General features: G+C 33.1%; 17 protein-coding genes. 8 read left to right on the top strand and 9 right to left on the bottom strand.

Annotated features, from left to right (window positions below; all coding sequences use genetic code 11):
* Window positions 1–3: 3 nt before the first annotated feature.
* The 5 genes from GXM17_RS10305 to GXM17_RS10285 form a co-directional block, all read right to left on the bottom strand.
* Complete coding sequence (locus GXM17_RS10305) at window positions 4–1,278, bottom strand: porin (RefSeq protein WP_163399255.1); 1,275 nt, start codon at window positions 1,276–1,278, stop codon at window positions 4–6.
* A gap of 322 nt (window positions 1,279–1,600) precedes the next feature.
* Window positions 1,601–2,374 (bottom strand): carboxypeptidase-like regulatory domain-containing protein, encoded by a 774-nt coding sequence (locus tag GXM17_RS10300; protein ID WP_163399254.1) that lies wholly within the window; start codon window positions 2,372–2,374, stop codon window positions 1,601–1,603.
* 171 nt (window positions 2,375–2,545) lie between these two features.
* Window positions 2,546–4,435, bottom strand: a complete 1,890-nt coding sequence (locus tag GXM17_RS10295) for a DEAD/DEAH box helicase (protein WP_163399253.1) — start codon at window positions 4,433–4,435, stop codon at window positions 2,546–2,548.
* Between the two features lie 194 nt (window positions 4,436–4,629).
* A complete protein-coding gene (locus tag GXM17_RS10290; protein WP_163399252.1) occupies window positions 4,630–5,208 on the bottom strand; it encodes a non-canonical purine NTP diphosphatase in 579 nt (192 codons plus the stop codon).
* On the bottom strand, window positions 5,205–5,579 hold the full coding sequence (locus tag GXM17_RS10285) for a ribosomal maturation YjgA family protein (RefSeq protein ID WP_163399251.1): 375 nt from the start codon (window positions 5,577–5,579) through the stop codon (window positions 5,205–5,207). The genes GXM17_RS10290 and GXM17_RS10285 overlap by 4 nt, the downstream gene beginning before the upstream one ends.
* Before the next feature lie 150 nt (window positions 5,580–5,729).
* Here GXM17_RS10285 and GXM17_RS10280 point away from each other — a divergent pair, with 150 nt between their 5' ends.
* The 3 genes from GXM17_RS10280 (at window position 5,730) to GXM17_RS10270 (ending at window position 7,274) form a co-directional block, all read left to right on the top strand.
* Window positions 5,730–6,179, top strand: a complete 450-nt coding sequence (locus GXM17_RS10280; protein ID WP_163399250.1) for a NanQ anomerase/TabA/YiaL family protein — start codon at window positions 5,730–5,732, stop codon at window positions 6,177–6,179.
* A gap of 20 nt (window positions 6,180–6,199) precedes the next feature.
* The gene (locus tag GXM17_RS10275) at window positions 6,200–6,604 is read left to right on the top strand and encodes a hypothetical protein (protein WP_163399249.1); all 405 of its coding nucleotides are present in this window, start codon (window positions 6,200–6,202) and stop codon (window positions 6,602–6,604) included.
* Window positions 6,605–6,836: 232 nt separating this feature from the next.
* The gene (locus GXM17_RS10270) at window positions 6,837–7,274 is read left to right on the top strand and encodes a hypothetical protein (RefSeq protein ID WP_163399248.1); all 438 of its coding nucleotides are present in this window, start codon (window positions 6,837–6,839) and stop codon (window positions 7,272–7,274) included.
* 70 nt (window positions 7,275–7,344) lie between these two features.
* Here the strand turns inward: GXM17_RS10270 and GXM17_RS10265 are convergent, their stop codons facing one another.
* A complete protein-coding gene (locus GXM17_RS10265; protein ID WP_163399247.1) occupies window positions 7,345–8,853 on the bottom strand; it encodes an FMN-binding glutamate synthase family protein in 1,509 nt (502 codons plus the stop codon).
* A gap of 33 nt (window positions 8,854–8,886) precedes the next feature.
* Window positions 8,887–9,672, bottom strand: a complete 786-nt coding sequence (locus GXM17_RS10260) for an NYN domain-containing protein (protein WP_163399246.1) — start codon at window positions 9,670–9,672, stop codon at window positions 8,887–8,889.
* Between the two features lie 284 nt (window positions 9,673–9,956).
* Between GXM17_RS10260 and capB the strand changes: the two genes are divergently transcribed.
* The 4 genes from capB to GXM17_RS10240 all read left to right on the top strand — a co-directional run bounded on the left by capB (window position 9,957) and on the right by GXM17_RS10240 (window position 13,882).
* Window positions 9,957–11,219, top strand: a complete 1,263-nt coding sequence (capB, locus tag GXM17_RS10255) for a cysteate-C-fatty acyltransferase (protein ID WP_163399245.1) — start codon at window positions 9,957–9,959, stop codon at window positions 11,217–11,219.
* A 103-nt stretch (window positions 11,220–11,322) separates the two neighbouring features.
* Complete coding sequence (locus GXM17_RS10250) at window positions 11,323–11,820, top strand: type 2 periplasmic-binding domain-containing protein (RefSeq protein WP_163399244.1); 498 nt, start codon at window positions 11,323–11,325, stop codon at window positions 11,818–11,820.
* A gap of 268 nt (window positions 11,821–12,088) precedes the next feature.
* Window positions 12,089–12,553: a GNAT family N-acetyltransferase gene (locus tag GXM17_RS10245; protein ID WP_163399243.1), complete on the top strand. Its 465-nt coding sequence runs from the start codon at window positions 12,089–12,091 to the stop codon at window positions 12,551–12,553.
* A 72-nt stretch (window positions 12,554–12,625) separates the two neighbouring features.
* Window positions 12,626–13,882 (top strand): MFS transporter, encoded by a 1,257-nt coding sequence (locus GXM17_RS10240; protein ID WP_163399242.1) that lies wholly within the window; start codon window positions 12,626–12,628, stop codon window positions 13,880–13,882.
* A gap of 392 nt (window positions 13,883–14,274) precedes the next feature.
* Here the strand turns inward: GXM17_RS10240 and GXM17_RS10235 are convergent, their stop codons facing one another.
* A complete protein-coding gene (locus GXM17_RS10235) occupies window positions 14,275–14,649 on the bottom strand; it encodes a hypothetical protein (protein ID WP_163399241.1) in 375 nt (124 codons plus the stop codon).
* Window positions 14,650–14,694: 45 nt separating this feature from the next.
* Window positions 14,695–15,780 carry a Ppx/GppA phosphatase family protein gene (locus GXM17_RS10230; protein ID WP_163399240.1) on the bottom strand — a complete coding sequence of 362 codons (1,086 nt, stop codon included), beginning with the start codon at window positions 15,778–15,780 and terminating at the stop codon, window positions 14,695–14,697.
* 477 nt (window positions 15,781–16,257) lie between these two features.
* On the opposite strand from GXM17_RS10230, the gene GXM17_RS10225 reads away from it, so the two are divergent.
* Window positions 16,258–16,890: a response regulator transcription factor gene (locus tag GXM17_RS10225; protein ID WP_163399239.1), complete on the top strand. Its 633-nt coding sequence runs from the start codon at window positions 16,258–16,260 to the stop codon at window positions 16,888–16,890.
* The last annotated feature ends 231 nt before the right edge of the window (window positions 16,891–17,121 follow it).

Here is a 17,121-nt window from a genome sequence, read left to right as displayed (position 1 = left end):
TTTTTAATAAATCCACTGAATCCTAAACTGCAGGCTATTGGTTACTCCGGTAACATCGTTTTTGTCTAAATTTCCAACTCCATAAATAAATCCTGTTTTCCAGTAGTTGGTTGCCCACCAGTTTAGTCCTAAAGAATAATGATTGTTTATGCCTCCTTGAACATCTCTAGTCTCCAAATCATTTGAACCTACACGGCCAATAATCTCCCAGGCGCCATATTTTCCTGTTGGTTTAATTCTTCTTGCGTAAGCTGCTTTTTGGTCATAAGGGCGTTGTTCACCACTAAAAATATAACTTCCTGTTACATAATAACCGCTAAACTGCTGCATACCTAAATCATAAGTAGGAGTCCAGTTATGTACATATTCCATTAATACAGAAAAATTGTCCAGACTCCATAGTTGTTCAAAGCTAAGATTAAATTGGTGTGGGGCATTTAAAGTCCCTGTATCAACATAATAGCTGGATATATTGGATTCGTTTTTGCCTTTCAGCCTGACAATGTTATTTTTTACATCTACATAGCGCATACCAATTGCTATATGTACAAATTCCTTACCTTCATTATTCCATTTTGGAAGTGCGGTTATTCTTGCTGTATAAGTCGCGTCACTGTCTGAAAAGCTTTTTTCACTTGTAGGCCAGCTACTGTAGGCACCGGCAGAAGCAGATATCCTGTTGTTTAAAAAAAAGTGACGATAAATAAGGCCATTATTTCGGCTATTAAAAAAAGGATTTAAAATTCTTTCAAAATGCGGTAAATTGGCAGCGTCTCCAACCATTTCATATATAAAGGTTTCTTTTATTTTTCCCACAATTATGTCGCTGTTTTTGGTTATCGGAATTACAAATTTTAAATCTGTTATTCCAATTTGATCAGCATCTTCTGGGCGGTCAAATCCTTTGTACTCAACACTAATTAAATATTGCCATGGATTTTTAAAATTTATTTTACCGCTTAGCATTACTCTGGCGCTTCTAATATCAAATCTGCTTTCCTGAGTACCAACCTGGTTTTTGCTGTCTTGATTTTGAAAATTAGCGTTATAATCTAAAATCGGAGCAAATCCTAATTTGGCAGTAAACCATTTGTTTTTAGTTCTTGACCATTTCATTCCTTTGTGAGAAGGATCAGGAATAAAATAACTTTTTGTGGTGTCTGGTAATATTTGAGTTTGAGAATCATCAACTAAATCGGTATGTTGAGAAAAACTTTTGCTGCTCATTAGAAAGAAGAGCAATAAAAATACAATTTTGAAAACGTAATTTTTTTTCATAATCGCGTTTAATTAATACTTGTAATTTGTTTTAAAGGTCTGTTTTTTAATATTTTACATCTATTAAAGATAAATACTATTTTTATTATAAAGGCTAAAAAAGATAAATTATTTGACCTTTTTTGATTGTAAATTTTAACGGAAGTATTTTACAGTTCTTTAGGGGATTTGAGTTAAATCTTTTTTGCAGTGATAAACAATGATATGCTGCCAATTGCCCGATTTCATTATAATTCATTTGGCTTTTTAAATATGAATTATAAAAAAAATCCTCAACTTTTTAAAAAATTGAGGATTATAATATTTTATTTTTTAAAGTAAATTAATTCCTTTTCAATACTTTATATTGCTCATAACAAGCGCTAATGGCATCCATAATCTGTAAATCATTTGCTTCCTGAATAAAAGCTTCAGAGTAACTGCAGCGTTCCAGAATTTGAGGGATTTCATCTTTGCTGATGCCTAAAAGTACAGCTACTGTTTCCCGGTCATATTTTGATTCTAATAAATTCCTGACAGTATCATCTTTCCTCATTTCTTTTAGTTTCTTGAGTTCTCTTCCATTCTTTCCAAAGAAATTATAGAGCATATCGGCCGGATTAAAAATAGAACCCAAAACTTTTCCGAAAGCGTTTGGAGAATATTCGCCTGCTTCATAACCTTGTGTAAGCCCGGAAATACTGTAACGATAGTTTTCTTTAGTTGGAATCAGTTTAGAATCTACTTCAAGATAACCGGTTAAATGAAATGGTGCAATAACAACTTCTTCAAGGGCAATTGCTTTTTCTGTAAGCTGAATTCTTGTAACTTTATTTTTTACCCAGTCGTTTGTTACCCTGATTCTTAACGATTGAAATCCTAAAATAGAAAAATGAAGTGTATCATTAACCTGTACATCTATTTCAAAATATCCTTTTGCGTCAGACATAGCGCCACGCACTTTGTTGGTATTGATAACATTAACATTAGGAATAGGCTCTTTACTATTGTCGTTGTAAATGTAGCCGGAAACCCTTTGAGGTATCGCCGATGTTGTTTCCTGAGCGAAACCTATGGCTGACAATAATGTAAAAAAGAAAATTGCGAAATATTTCATATCCTGATTTAAAGCACTAAAAGTAGTAAATCGGGATTAAATATTTTGCAGAATCTAAATATAATTATCAGAAAATTAACAAAGACAGGAGTAAGTTTCTGATATAATAAAAAAATCCCAAATTCCAATTATATCTGGAATTTGGGACTGTATTTTAGAAAATCAAATTATTTAATCTCTTCTTGGTCTTCTTGGTCTTGGCGAATCACCAAAGCTTTCAGAACGTCTTGGAGCTCTTTCTGAGCTTCCTTCGCTTCTTCTGAAACCTCCTTCTCTCGGAGCAGCATTTCTTTCGCTTCTGAATCCTCCTCCTGAACCTTCACGTCTTGGAGCTGAGTTTCTGTCGCTTCTAAATCCGCCTTCACGTCTTGGAGCAAAGTTTCCGTCTCTTCTTCCTGCATCACGTCTTCCGCCACGGTTGTTGTGGTCACGTCTTCCTCCGCCGTCATTTTTAGAGATTTCAACATTAATACGACGTCCTTCTAACTGAACGTTGTTTAAGATATCCATTACTTTATCAGTGTGCTCAGGATCTGTGTTGAAGAAAGAGAAACCTTCTTTTACATCTACTTTGAAAACGTCATCACGACCTAAGTCTAATGTTTCTTTCAGGTAGTCTTTTAGTGTCATCCAGTCAAAATTGTCTCTTGAGCCAATGTTTACAAAATAACGAACTGCTCCGTTATTATTGAATTCCCTTGGTTCAGAATCACCTCTTTCACGTCTTTCGTTAGAAGACTGAACAGAAATATCTCTGTTCTTTTTGTAGTAAGTAATGAAACGGTTGAATTCTACTGAAACCATTTTTTTGATCAGTTCTTCTTTAGATAAATCTTCAAGAACATTGTTGATTGCCGGTAAGTAGTTGTCAATTTCGTGATCAACCTCAGTATCTTTAATTTTGTTAGCTAAGTGTAATAACTGAATTTCGCAGATTTCAATTCCGGATGGAATAGATTTTTCTTCGAATTTTTGTTTGATGATTCTTTCGATAGAAGAAATTTTACGCAACTCACTTTTTGTAACAATTACAATAGAAGTTCCTAATTTTCCTGCTCTACCGGTACGTCCAGAACGGTGGTTGTACGTTTCGATTTCATCTGGTAACTGGTAGTTCACAACGTGTGTTACGTTATCAACATCTATACCACGTGCAGCTACGTCAGTAGCAACAAGCATCTGGATTTGTCTTCCACGGAAAGATTTCATTACACCGTCACGCTGAGCCTGAGATAAATCTCCGTGTAACGCAGCGGCACTATAACCGTCTTCAATTAATTTTTCAGCAATAGCCTGAGTGTCTCTTTTCGTACGACAGAAAACTACAGAGAAAATGTCCGGATTAGCATCAGCTAAACGTTTCAGGGCTTCGTAACGGTCACGTGCGTTTACTAGATAAAATTCGTGAGAAACCGTTGCTGATCCTGAGTTTTTAGTTCCGACTGTAATTTCTAATGGCTCGCTCATAAATTGTTTTGCAATTCTGGCAACCTCTTGTGGCATAGTTGCAGAGAACAACCATGTGCTTTTCTCATCCGGAGTATCTGATAAAATAGATACGATATCTTCATAAAATCCCATGTTCAGCATTTCGTCTGCCTCATCAAGAACACAGTAGTCTATGTTTTTAATGTTAACCAAACCTCTGTTGATCATGTCCTGCATTCTCCCGGGAGTAGCCACAATAATTTGTGCCCCTCTCTTTATTTCTCTTGCCTGCTCTGTAATACTAGCTCCTCCGTAAACTGCTACCACATTAATACCTTTTTCGTATTTTGAGTAGTTTTTAAGTTCGTTGGTAATCTGTAAACAAAGCTCCCTTGTTGGCGATAAAACTAATGCCTGTGTATTTCTGTTGTCAGCATCAATTTTTTGGATTAGCGGAAAACCGAAAGCTGCCGTTTTCCCTGTCCCTGTCTGAGCCAACGCAACCATATCTGTATCTTTTTCCAATAATAGGGGAATCGCTTTCTCCTGTACTTCCGACGGATTCTCAAATCCTAGATCTAAAATCGCCTTCAGTAACGATTCATTCAATCCTAATTGTTCAAATTTATTCATATGTATTTTTAAAATAGGGTGCAAAATTACTGTTAATAATTCATATAAACTAATGCAATTTTAAGATTTGTGTTTTTGTTATGATTTGATTGTCAAAAAGTTATGTTTGTGGTGTGAAACATTTTGAAATAAAATAGAAAAAAACACGTCTTAAAATATAAATTTTATCTGTTTAAATGTTTTATTTTAAACAATTATTTTGTTGAATTCAGGAAATCAATTAGTTGCTGAGTTGCTTTAGCCCGATGACTGATTTTATTCTTTATTTCAGAATCCAGTTCAGCAAATGTTTCTGCATAATTTTCAGGCTGAAAAACCGGATCGTATCCAAAACCATGGTTTCCTGCTTTATCCAAAGTAATATTTCCTTTTGCAATTCCGGTAAACAAATGTTGTGAGCCATTTAAATTTAATGCAATAACGGTCTTGAACTGTGCGCTTCTGTCTGACTCCTTTTTTAATGCCTCCAAAAGCTTATTAATATTGTCATTAGAATCTTTGTGTTCTCCGGCATACCTAGCCGAATAAACACCCGGTTCTCCGTTTAAAGCTGTCACTTCTAAACCGGTATCATCTGCAAAACAATCATAACCATATTTTTCGGTTACATAATTGGCTTTTAAAACAGCATTTCCTTCAATGGTGTCTGCAGTTTCAGGAATTTCTTCGTAACAGCCAATTTCTTCCAGACCTAATATTTGTATAGATCCGTTTAGAATACTTTGAATTTCTTTAATTTTATTTTTATTGTTTGATGCGAAAACTAGTTTCATATGTATGGTTTTTTAATGTATTTTTTTTCAATGATAAAAGCAAAAGCAGCTCCAAAAGTATAAGCTGCTAGATCTGTCCATAAAAATCCCTGACCCAGAACATATTTCCCCAAAAGAGTTTTTCTAATTGCTATAATCCAGTCTGATTGATAAAGCTGAAAGAATTCAATGCTATAGCAGATAAATAATGAAATAATGGCAATTTGAATCGGTTTTTGATTAATCAGAAAGATTCGGGTTAAAATATAAATCATAACTCCGTAAAGAAAATCTCCAAAACATAACGGAATGAAATCAATTTTTCGTGAAATGATTCCAAGAAAAATAACAATAATCAAAGAGATGAAATAAGTTATTCGGGGATTTTTCAAAGGAAATGTTTGATTGTTTTAAAGAAAATTTGCCATTCACAAAGTTACAAAGAAGTTGTAATTGATTTACTAAATCAGATAATTTATAGGGATTGAAATAAATTAAATCCTATTTTTATAAGAAAAATCAACTCAAATAACAATCGAATTATGATTATAGATTCTTTAGAGAATGCAGCAAAATACGAAATTTTGCATCCGTCCTTCAAAAAAGCTTTTGATTACCTGCGTGAAAATGATTTAGAAAATCTTTCCGCCGATTTTAAACATGAAATTGAAGGAGTAAGATTTTTCGGATTTCAGGGAAAAGGGAAAACAGTTGAAGAAAGCTTAAAAACTTTTGAATGTCATGATAAAAATATTGACATTCAGTTTTGTATAAGTGAAACGGAAACCTTTGCGTGGAAACCAAGAGCAAATTGTAAAATTCCAAACGGTACTTATAATGATGAAAAAGATGTCTGTTTTTTTAATGATGCACCTGATATGTTTTTCAAGTTAAATAAAAATCAATTTGTAATTCTTTTTCCGGAAGATGTTCATGCTCCGATGATTACAGGCGGTATGCTGAATAAAATTGTGATAAAAGTTGAAATATAGCATCATTAAACCACATCGAAATGATTAATAAACTATCCAAAATCGTATTTGCCATTCTTGCTGTAATGGTACTGATCGGCTGTAAAAACACTAAACAAAAACTCCAGGAGTATGTGGTTACATACAACAATACTATTGCTCCGGGTTTTAGAGCCGAAAATGTAACGCTGACTACAGCAAGAGGTTATATTAATGATAACAAAATAGAATTGCGTTTTGAAACTGATTTAAAACAAAGTGAAGCCAAAAAAGCTGCTGTTTCTGTAGCATTTGCAAGAATGAGACAATCCATGATTAAAAAAGATCAGATTCCAACAGAATTAATAGCAGAAGGAGTAGAATTTCACCTTTACTATTTAGCTGATGATAATACTGTTTTAAATAGGGAAGTACTTACAAAGGAATCGCTTCAATATTTAAAATAATCAATCATTTTTTTTAAAATATACACCGACTAAATTCCAAGCACTTTGAAATTTTATTATTGAGATTTTTTCGTGATCTTTCGGCTAAAGTTTTGTTAATCTTATTCTTATATATTATTCCGGGCAGTAATTTCTTGTTTTTGTTAAAATTGTATAAATGTTGTTTTTGTGTTAATATTTTATTATGTTTGAGTGAAATCGAATAAAAATTAACCTAAAAACCTAAAAAATTATGATTAAAATTACCCAAATCGCATTTGTGTTTGCGGCTGTACTAATGTTAGTAAGTTGTAAAAATACAAAACAAAAAATTCAGGAACATGTAGCTACATACAATACTTCAAGTTCTATAAAAGGTTCAAATATTACCAGTACAGCTGCAAAAGCATTTTTAAGCGAGAATAAAATTGAGATTAGAATTGAAACCAATCTGGAGGAAACAGATGAGAATAAACAGACTTATAGCGAGTCATTTCCGGATTTGTTGAAAGGAATGATTGACAACGATCAGATTTCTAAGGAGTTGATTGAAGAGGGGGTGAAATTTGATGTTTATTTTTTAGCTTATAACAATTCCATAATAGCACAAAAATTAATTGGTCAGGAAGAATTAGCAGCTTTAACAGGTTCAGGAAGCGCAGATGAAAATAAAGTAACAGCAAAACTTTGATCATTATTTTTTGGACAGCTCAAATAAACGAAGCCTCTTTGTCAAATCAAAGAGGCTTTTGTATTTAATTTCATCTGGTAACATTTTTCAAATTGTCCGGAAAATATAATTCTGATAGATTTGTAAATTCATCTCCTCTCATAAATATATTAATATCTACATCTCCAAAAGACGTTTTGCCGGCTGCAGCCAAAAGTTCGTTTGCGGCATGAAGTGTGTTTTTATGAAAATGGTACACCCGTTCGGATTTATCGGTAACAACCAAACCTTTCATCAGCATTTTGTTTTGAGTGGCAACTCCGGTTGGGCACTCGTTATTATGACAGCGCAACGCCTGAATGCAGCCGAGTGCAAACATAAAGCCTCTTGCACTGTTGCACATATCTGCTCCTAAAGCAATGGCGTGAAGAATAGAATATCCTGATATGATTTTCCCGCTTCCTATAATTCTGATTTTGTCTCTGATGTTTAAGCTAACCAAAGTTTTGTTTACAAAGATTAAAGCCGGTTCGAAAGGCATTCCGACTCCATCGGCGAATTCTAACGGAGCTGCTCCGGTCCCGCCTTCAGCACCGTCAATGGTAATGAAGTCGGGATAAATATCTTCAGCGATCATTTCGTGACAGATGGCTTCAAATTCTTCAGTGTTTCCAATGCATAACTTAAATCCGATTGGTTTTCCGTTTGATAAATCACGTAATTGTTTTATGAAATGAACTAATCCTTTCGCATCTGAAAAAGCATGATGGCCTGGAGGAGAAAGTATCATGGTATGTGGTACAACGCCTCTGATTTTAGCAATCTGCTCAGTGTTTTTAGCTGCCGGAAGTACACCTCCATGACCTGGTTTGGCACCTTGCGAGAGTTTGATTTCGATCATTTTTACGGTTGGAAGATTGGCTTTTTCAGAGAATTTTTCAGGACTGAAATTCCCTTCCGCATCACGGCATCCAAAATAACCGGTACCAATTTGCCAGGTAATATCGCCGCCGCCGGCCAAATGATATTCGGTCAATCCGCCTTCTCCTGTGTTTTGGTAAAAATTGCCTTTTTTGGCTCCAATGTTTATGGCACGAACGGCATTTTCGCTCAAAGAACCAAAACTCATTGCCGATACATTAAATAAAGAAGCAGAGTAAGGCTGTTTGCAGTCTTTTCCTCCAACCAGTACACGAGGTAATTCTTCGTTTACTTTGGCCGGAAAAATAGAGTGTTTGATTCCTTCGTAACTATCTGTATTTAAGTTTTGCTGTGTTCCAAAAGGTGTGTTAGAGTCTATGTTTTTTGCTCTTTGATAGACCAATGAGCGCTGATTTCTTGAAAAAGGCTTTCCGTCTGTGGATCTTTCAATGAAATACTGCTGAATTTCAGGTGCAATCGTTTCAAATAAATATCTGAAATACCCTAAAACAGGAAAGTTTCTTAAAATTGCATGTTTTTTCTGAACGGAATTAAAAATTCCTATAACCAATAAAACAGGCAGGATTATCAATAATAAAAAGCCAACTTTGAAATAATAATAAATGGCTGCAACTAATAGAAAGAATAAGATTCCGTAGACAAAGAATTTTTTTCTCATGTTTTTTAATCTTTAATAATGTAATAATCTGAATTAATTGAATCTTAGCCGGACGTAAACATGTTTGATTCCTTTTTTATCAGACTCTCTTTCGTCTATTTCCAGAATGTCGGTTAAGGATTTCAGCATTGGTGTTAATTTTGAAAATCCATAATTGCGGGGATCGAACTCGGGTTTTTTCTTTACAATTAAGTTTCCCACATCACCTAAAAATGCCCAGCCATCATCATCTTCAATGTCTTCAATAGTGGCTTCTATAAGTTCGATAGTTGCAGCATCGATTTTCGCCAAAGCTTTAGCAGCTGGTTTTTCGATAGGTTTTTTAGAATCGGTTGTTGTTGTAACAGCTTTCGGTTTTTTCTTCTGAATAGCACCATCCAGAACTTCAATGTAAATGAATCTGTCGCAGGCAACAATAAACGAATTGGGAGTTTTCTTTTCTCCAATACCAATTACTTTCATTCCTGATTCGCGAAGACGTATAGCAAGACGCGTAAAATCACTGTCGCTTGAAACGATACAAAAGCCGTCCAGTTTTCCTGAATAAAGCAAATCCATGGCGTCAATAATCAAAGCCGAGTCAGAGGAGTTTTTGCCTACGGTATAGCTATATTGCTGGATCGGAGTTATGGCGTGTTCTAACAAAACGCCTTTCCATCCGTTAGAATTTGGCTTGGTCCAGTCGGCATAAATTCTCTTTGTGGTAGGGGTTCCAAATTTGGCTATTTCTTCCATCATGCCTTTTACATTGCTGTAGGGAACGTTGTCGGCATCAATAAGAACGGCTAGTTTTAGGTCTTTAGTATTGGTTAAAGCCATTATATCAGGTATTAAGATTTTTTATATAAAGTGTTTTAAAATTAGTAAAAAATAAACAATTCTGAGTGATAGTGCTGAATTTATAACTACTTTAAATTGTTAACCCGGTTTACTTGAATTTTTAAATTTTACGAGGAATTTTATTTCAAGTCGGCATATTTCACTTTAAAAGTTTATTAAACAGCCATTTTTGGATACGAATCATTTTTAAATTATTATGATACCATAGAATAAATATTTATTTTTGCTCGCTGTTTAAGTTAAAATTATTACTTCACTATATTATGGTAAAAGATTTATTCGAAAGAATCCAGAACAATAAAGGACCATTAGGAAAATGGGCTTCGCAGGCAGAAGGTTATTTTGTATTTCCAAAATTAGAAGGAGATTTGGGACCAAGAATGAAATTTCAGGGAAAAGAAGTTTTAAACTGGAGTTTAAATGACTATTTGGGTCTTGCAAACCATCCGGAAGTTCGTAAAGCAGATGCTGATGCGGCGTTAGAATTCGGTGCTGCTGCCCCAATGGGAGCACGTATGATGAGTGGTCATACTAAATTCCACGAACAATTAGAAAAAGAACTCGCTGCTTTTGTAATGAAAGAATCTGCTTATTTATTGAATTTTGGTTATCAGGGAATGGTATCAATTATTGATGCCCTGGTTACCCGAAATGATGTAATTGTATATGATGTAGACGGGCATGCCTGTATTATTGATGGAGTTCGTTTGCATAGTGGAAAGCGCTTTACGTACAAGCACAACGACATTGAAAGCATGGAAAAAAACCTTCAGCGTGCTACGAAATTAGCAGAGGAGACAGGCGGAGGAATTCTTTTTATCACTGAAGGTGTTTTTGGGATGCGTGGTCAGCAAGGAAAGCTGAAAGAAATTGTAGAAATGAAAAAGAAATACAATTTCCGTTTATTGGTTGATGATGCTCACGGTTTTGGAACACTTGGTAAAACGGGTGCAGGAGCAGGTGAGGAGCAGGGTTGTCAGGACGGAATAGATGTTTACTTTTCTACATTTGCTAAATCAATGGCAAATATTGGTGCTTTTGTTGCAGCTGATAAGGATATAATTGATTACTTAAAATATAATTTACGTTCTCAAATGTTTGCTAAGGCTTTACCAATGATTCAGACTATTGGTTCATTGAAACGTCTGCAATTATTACGTGACAACCCGGGATTAAAAGATAAATTATGGGAGAATGTAAATACTTTGCAAAATGGTTTAAGAAGCAAAGGATTTAATATTGGAGATACCAATACTTGTGTAACGCCAGTTTATTTGGAAGGAAGTGTACCGGAAGCAATGGTAATGGTTAATGACTTAAGAGAAAACTATGGTATTTTCCTATCCATTGTAATTTATCCTGTTATTCCAAAAGGGATGATTTTATTACGTGTTATTCCTACGGCATCTCATACTCTGGCAGATATAGAAGAGACCTTAACTGCTTTCGAAGCTATTCGTGAAAAATTAGTTAACGGTACATACAAAGAGATTGCAAGCAAAACTACAGTAGATTTAGACGCTTAAAATTTCCTGTATGGGAATTATATAAAAAGCCATTCTTACAAAGAATGGCTTTTTATTGTTTAGAGGTTACATTTATAGTGTAAAATAACTAAAAAAGAGTAGCATGAAAAAAGTAATATTAGTATCAGCAATTGTCCTTTCAGTTTTTATTTCTTGTAAAAAAACAACTACCACTTCTACCGGCTCTACAGAAATTGCTCCAAGTTCACCAAAAGAAGCAGAAATAGTTGAACCTTCAGGAAATCAATGTTTTGCTTCAACGGCAAACAATAACACAATTGAATTAAATTTTAATGTTAATTCTCATCAGGAAGTTAACGGAAATTTACGCTATAGTTTATATGGAAAAGATAAAAATGAAGGAACTATAAATGGAAATATGGTTGGCGATACATTAATTGCTGATTATACTTTTAACTCAGAAGGTACATCTTCCGTTAGGCAAGTTGTATTTTTACAAAATGAAGGGACTTTAATAGAAGGTCACGGAGATGTTGTTGAAGCAAATGGAAAAGTTAGCTTTAAAGATAGAAAAACACTTAAATTCGATCCAGGAAATACACTTATAAAAGTTGATTGTGATAAAACGATTAACAAATAATAAAAGCCAAAAACGTCCGAAATTTTTTTCGGACGTTTTGTTTTATAGCTATTCTGTGGCTGATTATATGTATAAATAGCTTTTTAAAAACTACTATTGATGCCAGATCTAAATGGCTGTTGACTTATTTGTATTTTTACTCCTAATGTAGTTTTAATTCTACAACAGCAGAAATTTTATTCGGTTGAAAAGCCTCTTCTTTTTGGCTTATAAAAATTAAATTTGCGTCTGTAAATCCAGTGTAAATCAATGTTGGTGGATAATTTTTATGAGTAAATTAAATGATGTATTTGAGATTACCGCTGCAGATTTTGATTCGGTAAAAGATATTATTTATGAATCTAAACTAATCGATGAAAAACTCCTTAATTTAGAAAATGCGGTATTGTTTATTAAAGATAAATTAAGCCGCAATAAAGCAAAGATTTTTGTAAAAAAAGAACAGGATCTGGTAGTCGCTTTTGCCGTATTGCATTATAAAATAAACCCATTGTCTATTGCTGAATTCAATTGGCATATATCGTATCTCTATGTTAAAACAGATTTTAGAAGAAAATCTATTGGAAGGGAAATTATGACAAAATGTTTTGAGAATGCCCGTGAAAATAATGTCAGGCAAATTTCATTAAATACGGATACTGAAAATTTTGCCGCCCATCATCTTTACGAAAGTTTTGGTTTTGTCAGGAAAAGCTTTATTTCAAATTATTATTACTATGAAATCAAGTTATGACAATTCAATGTTTCTTAATAGAAAGCAAAAACATTCAATTTAAAATTCAGAATAAATACAAGTGCTAAACATATGATACTAAGATTATTTAAGAATTATATTAAAAATTTCACCCAATTTTCTGTCGAAGTAAAAGTTCTGGCTGTGACCACATTTGTTAACAGACTCGGCGCAATGGTTGTACCCTTTCTGTCTAAATATATGTTAGAAGAATTACACTTTAGTTATAGCCAGATCGGCTGGGTCATGGTGTTTTTTGGTATTGGTTCTTTTACCGGAACCTGGATAAGCGGTAAGCTCTCAGATAAAATAGGTTTTTATAAAGTAATGGTTTTCAGTCTTTTTATCAGTGGTTTAATCTTTATTCTGCTTCAGTTTCTGACTACTTTTTACAGCTTTTGTTTTGGGGTTTTGGTTCTCACTACAATTTCAGATATGTACAGGCCGGCAATGCTGGTTTCATTAGATACTTATGCAGATAAAAAAGAACGTACAAAAGCAATATCCTTAATTCGTTCCTCTGTTAATTTAGGTTTTATGTTTGGCCCTTTGATTGGCGGAATTATTATTACACTTTCAAATTACAGTTTTTTGTTTTATATCGACGGATTAACCTGTATTTTAAGTATTTTGCTGTTTGCTTTTTTTGTAAAAGAGAGAAAGCTACCATATAAGCTGAATGCATTTAAATACTTAAAAGAAGAAAATTCATTACTGGAAGACAAACCATTTTTAATACATCTGGCAGTTACGCTGATAACTGGTATTTTGTTTTTTCAAATGTTTACAACGTTATCGCTTTATTATAAAGAGGTTTTTAATTTTAGCAGTATCGAAAGCGGGTTGTTTCTGGCTTTAAACGGAGTACTAATATTGCTTTTTGAGCTCTCAATTGTGTCGTATGTTGAATCGCGAAATATCAACAAACTTTTAATGGTTTCGTATGGTATCCTTGCGATGAGTATTAGTTATTTATTTCTGTTGATTGATCATAGTGTAGGCGCATTAGTTGTAATGATGATTTTTATGACAATTGGTATCATGTTCACTTTTCCGTTTGCAAACTCATTTGTTAAAAAGAGGTCGCTTAAAAAACAGGAAGGCAAATTCATGGCTGCTTTTACAATGAGTTATAGTGTGGCTCATATATTAAGTACCAAATCCGGAATGGCAATTATTGAGCAATACGGGTATAAAGCGAACTGGATATTTTTATCATGTCTTGGTTTTGCCGGATCTGTTTTGGCATACCGGCTGATCTTTATTGTAAAAAAAGAAAAAGAACATATTAAAGCTAAGATTATTCAATCATTATTTTCTGAATCATAAATAGATTAGGAAATAATCCGTTGGGTGAAATTATTTTTCTTCAATACTATTAAATCAGCTTAGATATAAATCTGTCTAAATCTGCTTTAATCTGTATGAATCTGCGCGAAAAATTTATAGATAAAAGTATTTCACGCAGATTTTAAAGGATTTCAGCAGATCAAATTAGATTTTTAATTCTTGAATGAAGCTATTTTATTCTATTTCATACAACGGGTTAGGAAATAGTATTATTATAGCAATTCTGAATTTATTAAATGCAGTACAATTAAAAAAAAGCTTATTGAAATAACTCTCAATAAGCTTTTTAATTTACAAGGCAATTCTCAATACATTTGAATGAGAACTTAGATTCAGTTTCATCAGATTTAGTAATCAGTCATTGCAAAGAATTATAATTTCCCTGAAATCTCTTTTTTGTATTTGTTCAGTAAAGCTCTGGTTAATCCTAAATTTGCTTTAGTAGAATCGACTGCCAGATAAATAAAATATTCATTGTTTTCTGAAATATCAATGATGTGAATCTGTTCTGTAAGCGAAATCATAATTTCATCTATTGACTGGGATAATCCTAATGCATTTATAGCATTTAGTTTTGCTTTAACTACCTCAAGATTGAAAGCAGAAGCTAATTCAGGATCAAAACCTATAACTGCAGAGTTGCTGTAATAAGAAATACCACTTTTAATTTCGGTTATGGCAATTGCAATATAACCTGGAACGTTTTTTTTGATTTCGTCCCCAAACTGTTGTAAAAAATCTGACATATAAATTGTTTTAAATTATTATTGATTGAAATTTACTTCTAATTGCTAAAAAACATTCTTAATCTTTTTTGAACGGTCAACTACGTACGATACTAGCCATGCAATTTGCCCTTCTTTCGCAAAATATATTTTTTTTGATTTCAAATTAGGGATACTTTCCAGACTGGCTATCAAAATAGTATTGGCAGCAATCAAATGCTTCTGACTATAGGTATTTATAACCTTATCCGCATTTTTGCTGGTTTTAGCTAAGTTTTCAAATACGGTAAAATTGTTTTTCAAAATGGCATCATAGTCAATGATGTCCTGCAATTGCAGAGGTACATAATGATCATCCTCATTGTTTTTGTTGTAAAAAAGAGTAGTAAAAGCCCAAAGAGCACCGCCGGACAAATAAATTTTCTTTTTATTTAAAGACATTGGTTTCGAGTCCAGTATATTCTTTATTTTCTCTCTCAATATTGGGGCATATTCAAATGTTTTCTCGTTATAGACAGACATATTATTGATCTGTCCGGGAATTAAAATGGTCTTATTTATGGCTTCTGTTAAGGTAATCGTGCCATATTCCAGGTTTAAGGGAAAGAACTCAAATTTATTTTCCAATACATTTACGTATCCTCCTTTTGTATTTCCTCCGCCAATGTCAAGAATCAGGGCATCAGCATATTCTGTGGGAGGTATAGAACCTTTCAAAAGCATTTTGCCTTCAGTATCAGCATCAATAAAATCAAGATCTTTATTCGTTAGGGATTTTATTTTATTGATTAAATCTATAGTATTATTCGCCATCGCCACTCCGGATGATCCAACTATAAAAATATTTTCATCAGGAACATTATACTTTTTTTTAATGGTCAGCAAATTTCCGTAAACAATGTTTGCTGCATTATTTATATCGTCCTGAGCAAGGCTGCCATCGATAGAAATATTTTTGGCAATGCCAATATTTTCCGTCCAGAAAGCAAGAATGGTGTAGTCTCCTTTTTTAATGTTATCTACATCAATTACCGAAAATTTTATTCCTTTACTTCCAATTTCTATTCCCGCATAAATATCCTTTTGAGCAAAAGATTTCAGGGAGAAAAAAAGAACAGCAATTAACAGATAAAGGATTGATTTTTTTTGCATTGTGTTTCTTGTTGAAAAATTTAATAATCGAATTATTTTTAAATGCAGGTTATCAATTAGTGAAGTGTTTTAAAACTGCAAATTTCACCATTAATTGTTAAGAAATTTGTAGTCAGTCAATTCATCTTGAGTAGAATTAATTCTACAATATTTTGGTTTCTTATTTTGTAGCTTTGATAAGTAAAATGATTCTAAATAAAACATTTAATTTCCAAATTGTCAAATCTGCTTTAAGATGACGAGATTTAAAAACTTAAAACCTGAAAATTTCGTATGTGTTATTAATGAATTTAAAACCCAAAGATGTTTGTTCAGGAACAGGATGCTTACTACGAGGTTTATTAACTATTAGTTAAAGTTAAAGTAACTCACTCAGTAATTCAATTGATAAATTATTATAGAAATTTGCAGCAGTAATCATTTAGAATTTTGAGATTAAATTAAGAACAATTTGAATTTCAGAATTATTTTAGCCCCATGAAAAATAAATTTAAAGTTTTATTAGTTGACGATCATAGCGTAGTGAGACATGGTCTTACTTTGTTATTACAAAGCATTTGCAAAGAAGTTGAAATCACTCATGCTGATAGTTTTGAAGATCTTACTAATAAATTAAAAGAAAAGCAGGATTTGATTTTTTTAGACATCAGTATTCCGGGAGGAAATAGCACAAAAATGGTCGAAGAAATCAGGTTAAATTATCCTGATTTGTTGATTATGATGTTTTCCGCTTATGATGAATCGCACTATGCATTGCGTTATATTCATGCCGGAGCCAATGGATTTTTAAATAAATACAGCAAAGACGAAGAGATTATCCTGGCTGTAGAATCTGTGATTAAAACAGGGAAATACATAAGCAATGTTGTAAAAAACAAAATTATCGAAAACGCTTTGTATAATCTTCCGGTAAACCCGTTAGAAAAACTGTCTGAAAGGGAAATAGAAGTGGCGGAGCTTCTGGTAAAAGGTGATGGAAATCTCGAAATATCCAATAAATTAAACATTCAGATGACTACTGTTAGTACCTTTAAAAGTCGAATTTTTGAGAAACTCGGAATCAATAATGTAGTTAAGTTAATAGATATTTTAAAGATCTATAATAATTAATTTTTGCAGCATTATTGTTAAAAATACTCATTAAAACATCATATAGTGAAATGAAAGTACAGAGTAGTGCTGTTTATTTCTATAAAAATAATTATGCGTAATTCGGGATTACCAACGATTGAAAAAGTGGATAATCATAATGTTTTAGATTAGCGACACTATCCCAAAAAGTGTGTAAGTTGAAAAGTTTAGGCTTCGGTTTTTATAATCGGAGCCTTTTTTCAAATATAA

Origin of the sequence: Flavobacterium fluviatile, from assembly GCF_010645065.1 — a bacterium.
Classification (GTDB): Bacteria; Bacteroidota; Bacteroidia; order Flavobacteriales; family Flavobacteriaceae; genus Flavobacterium; species Flavobacterium fluviatile.
The sequence above is the reverse complement of the archived record's forward strand: the minus strand, read 5'-3'. Positions and strand labels throughout refer to the sequence as shown.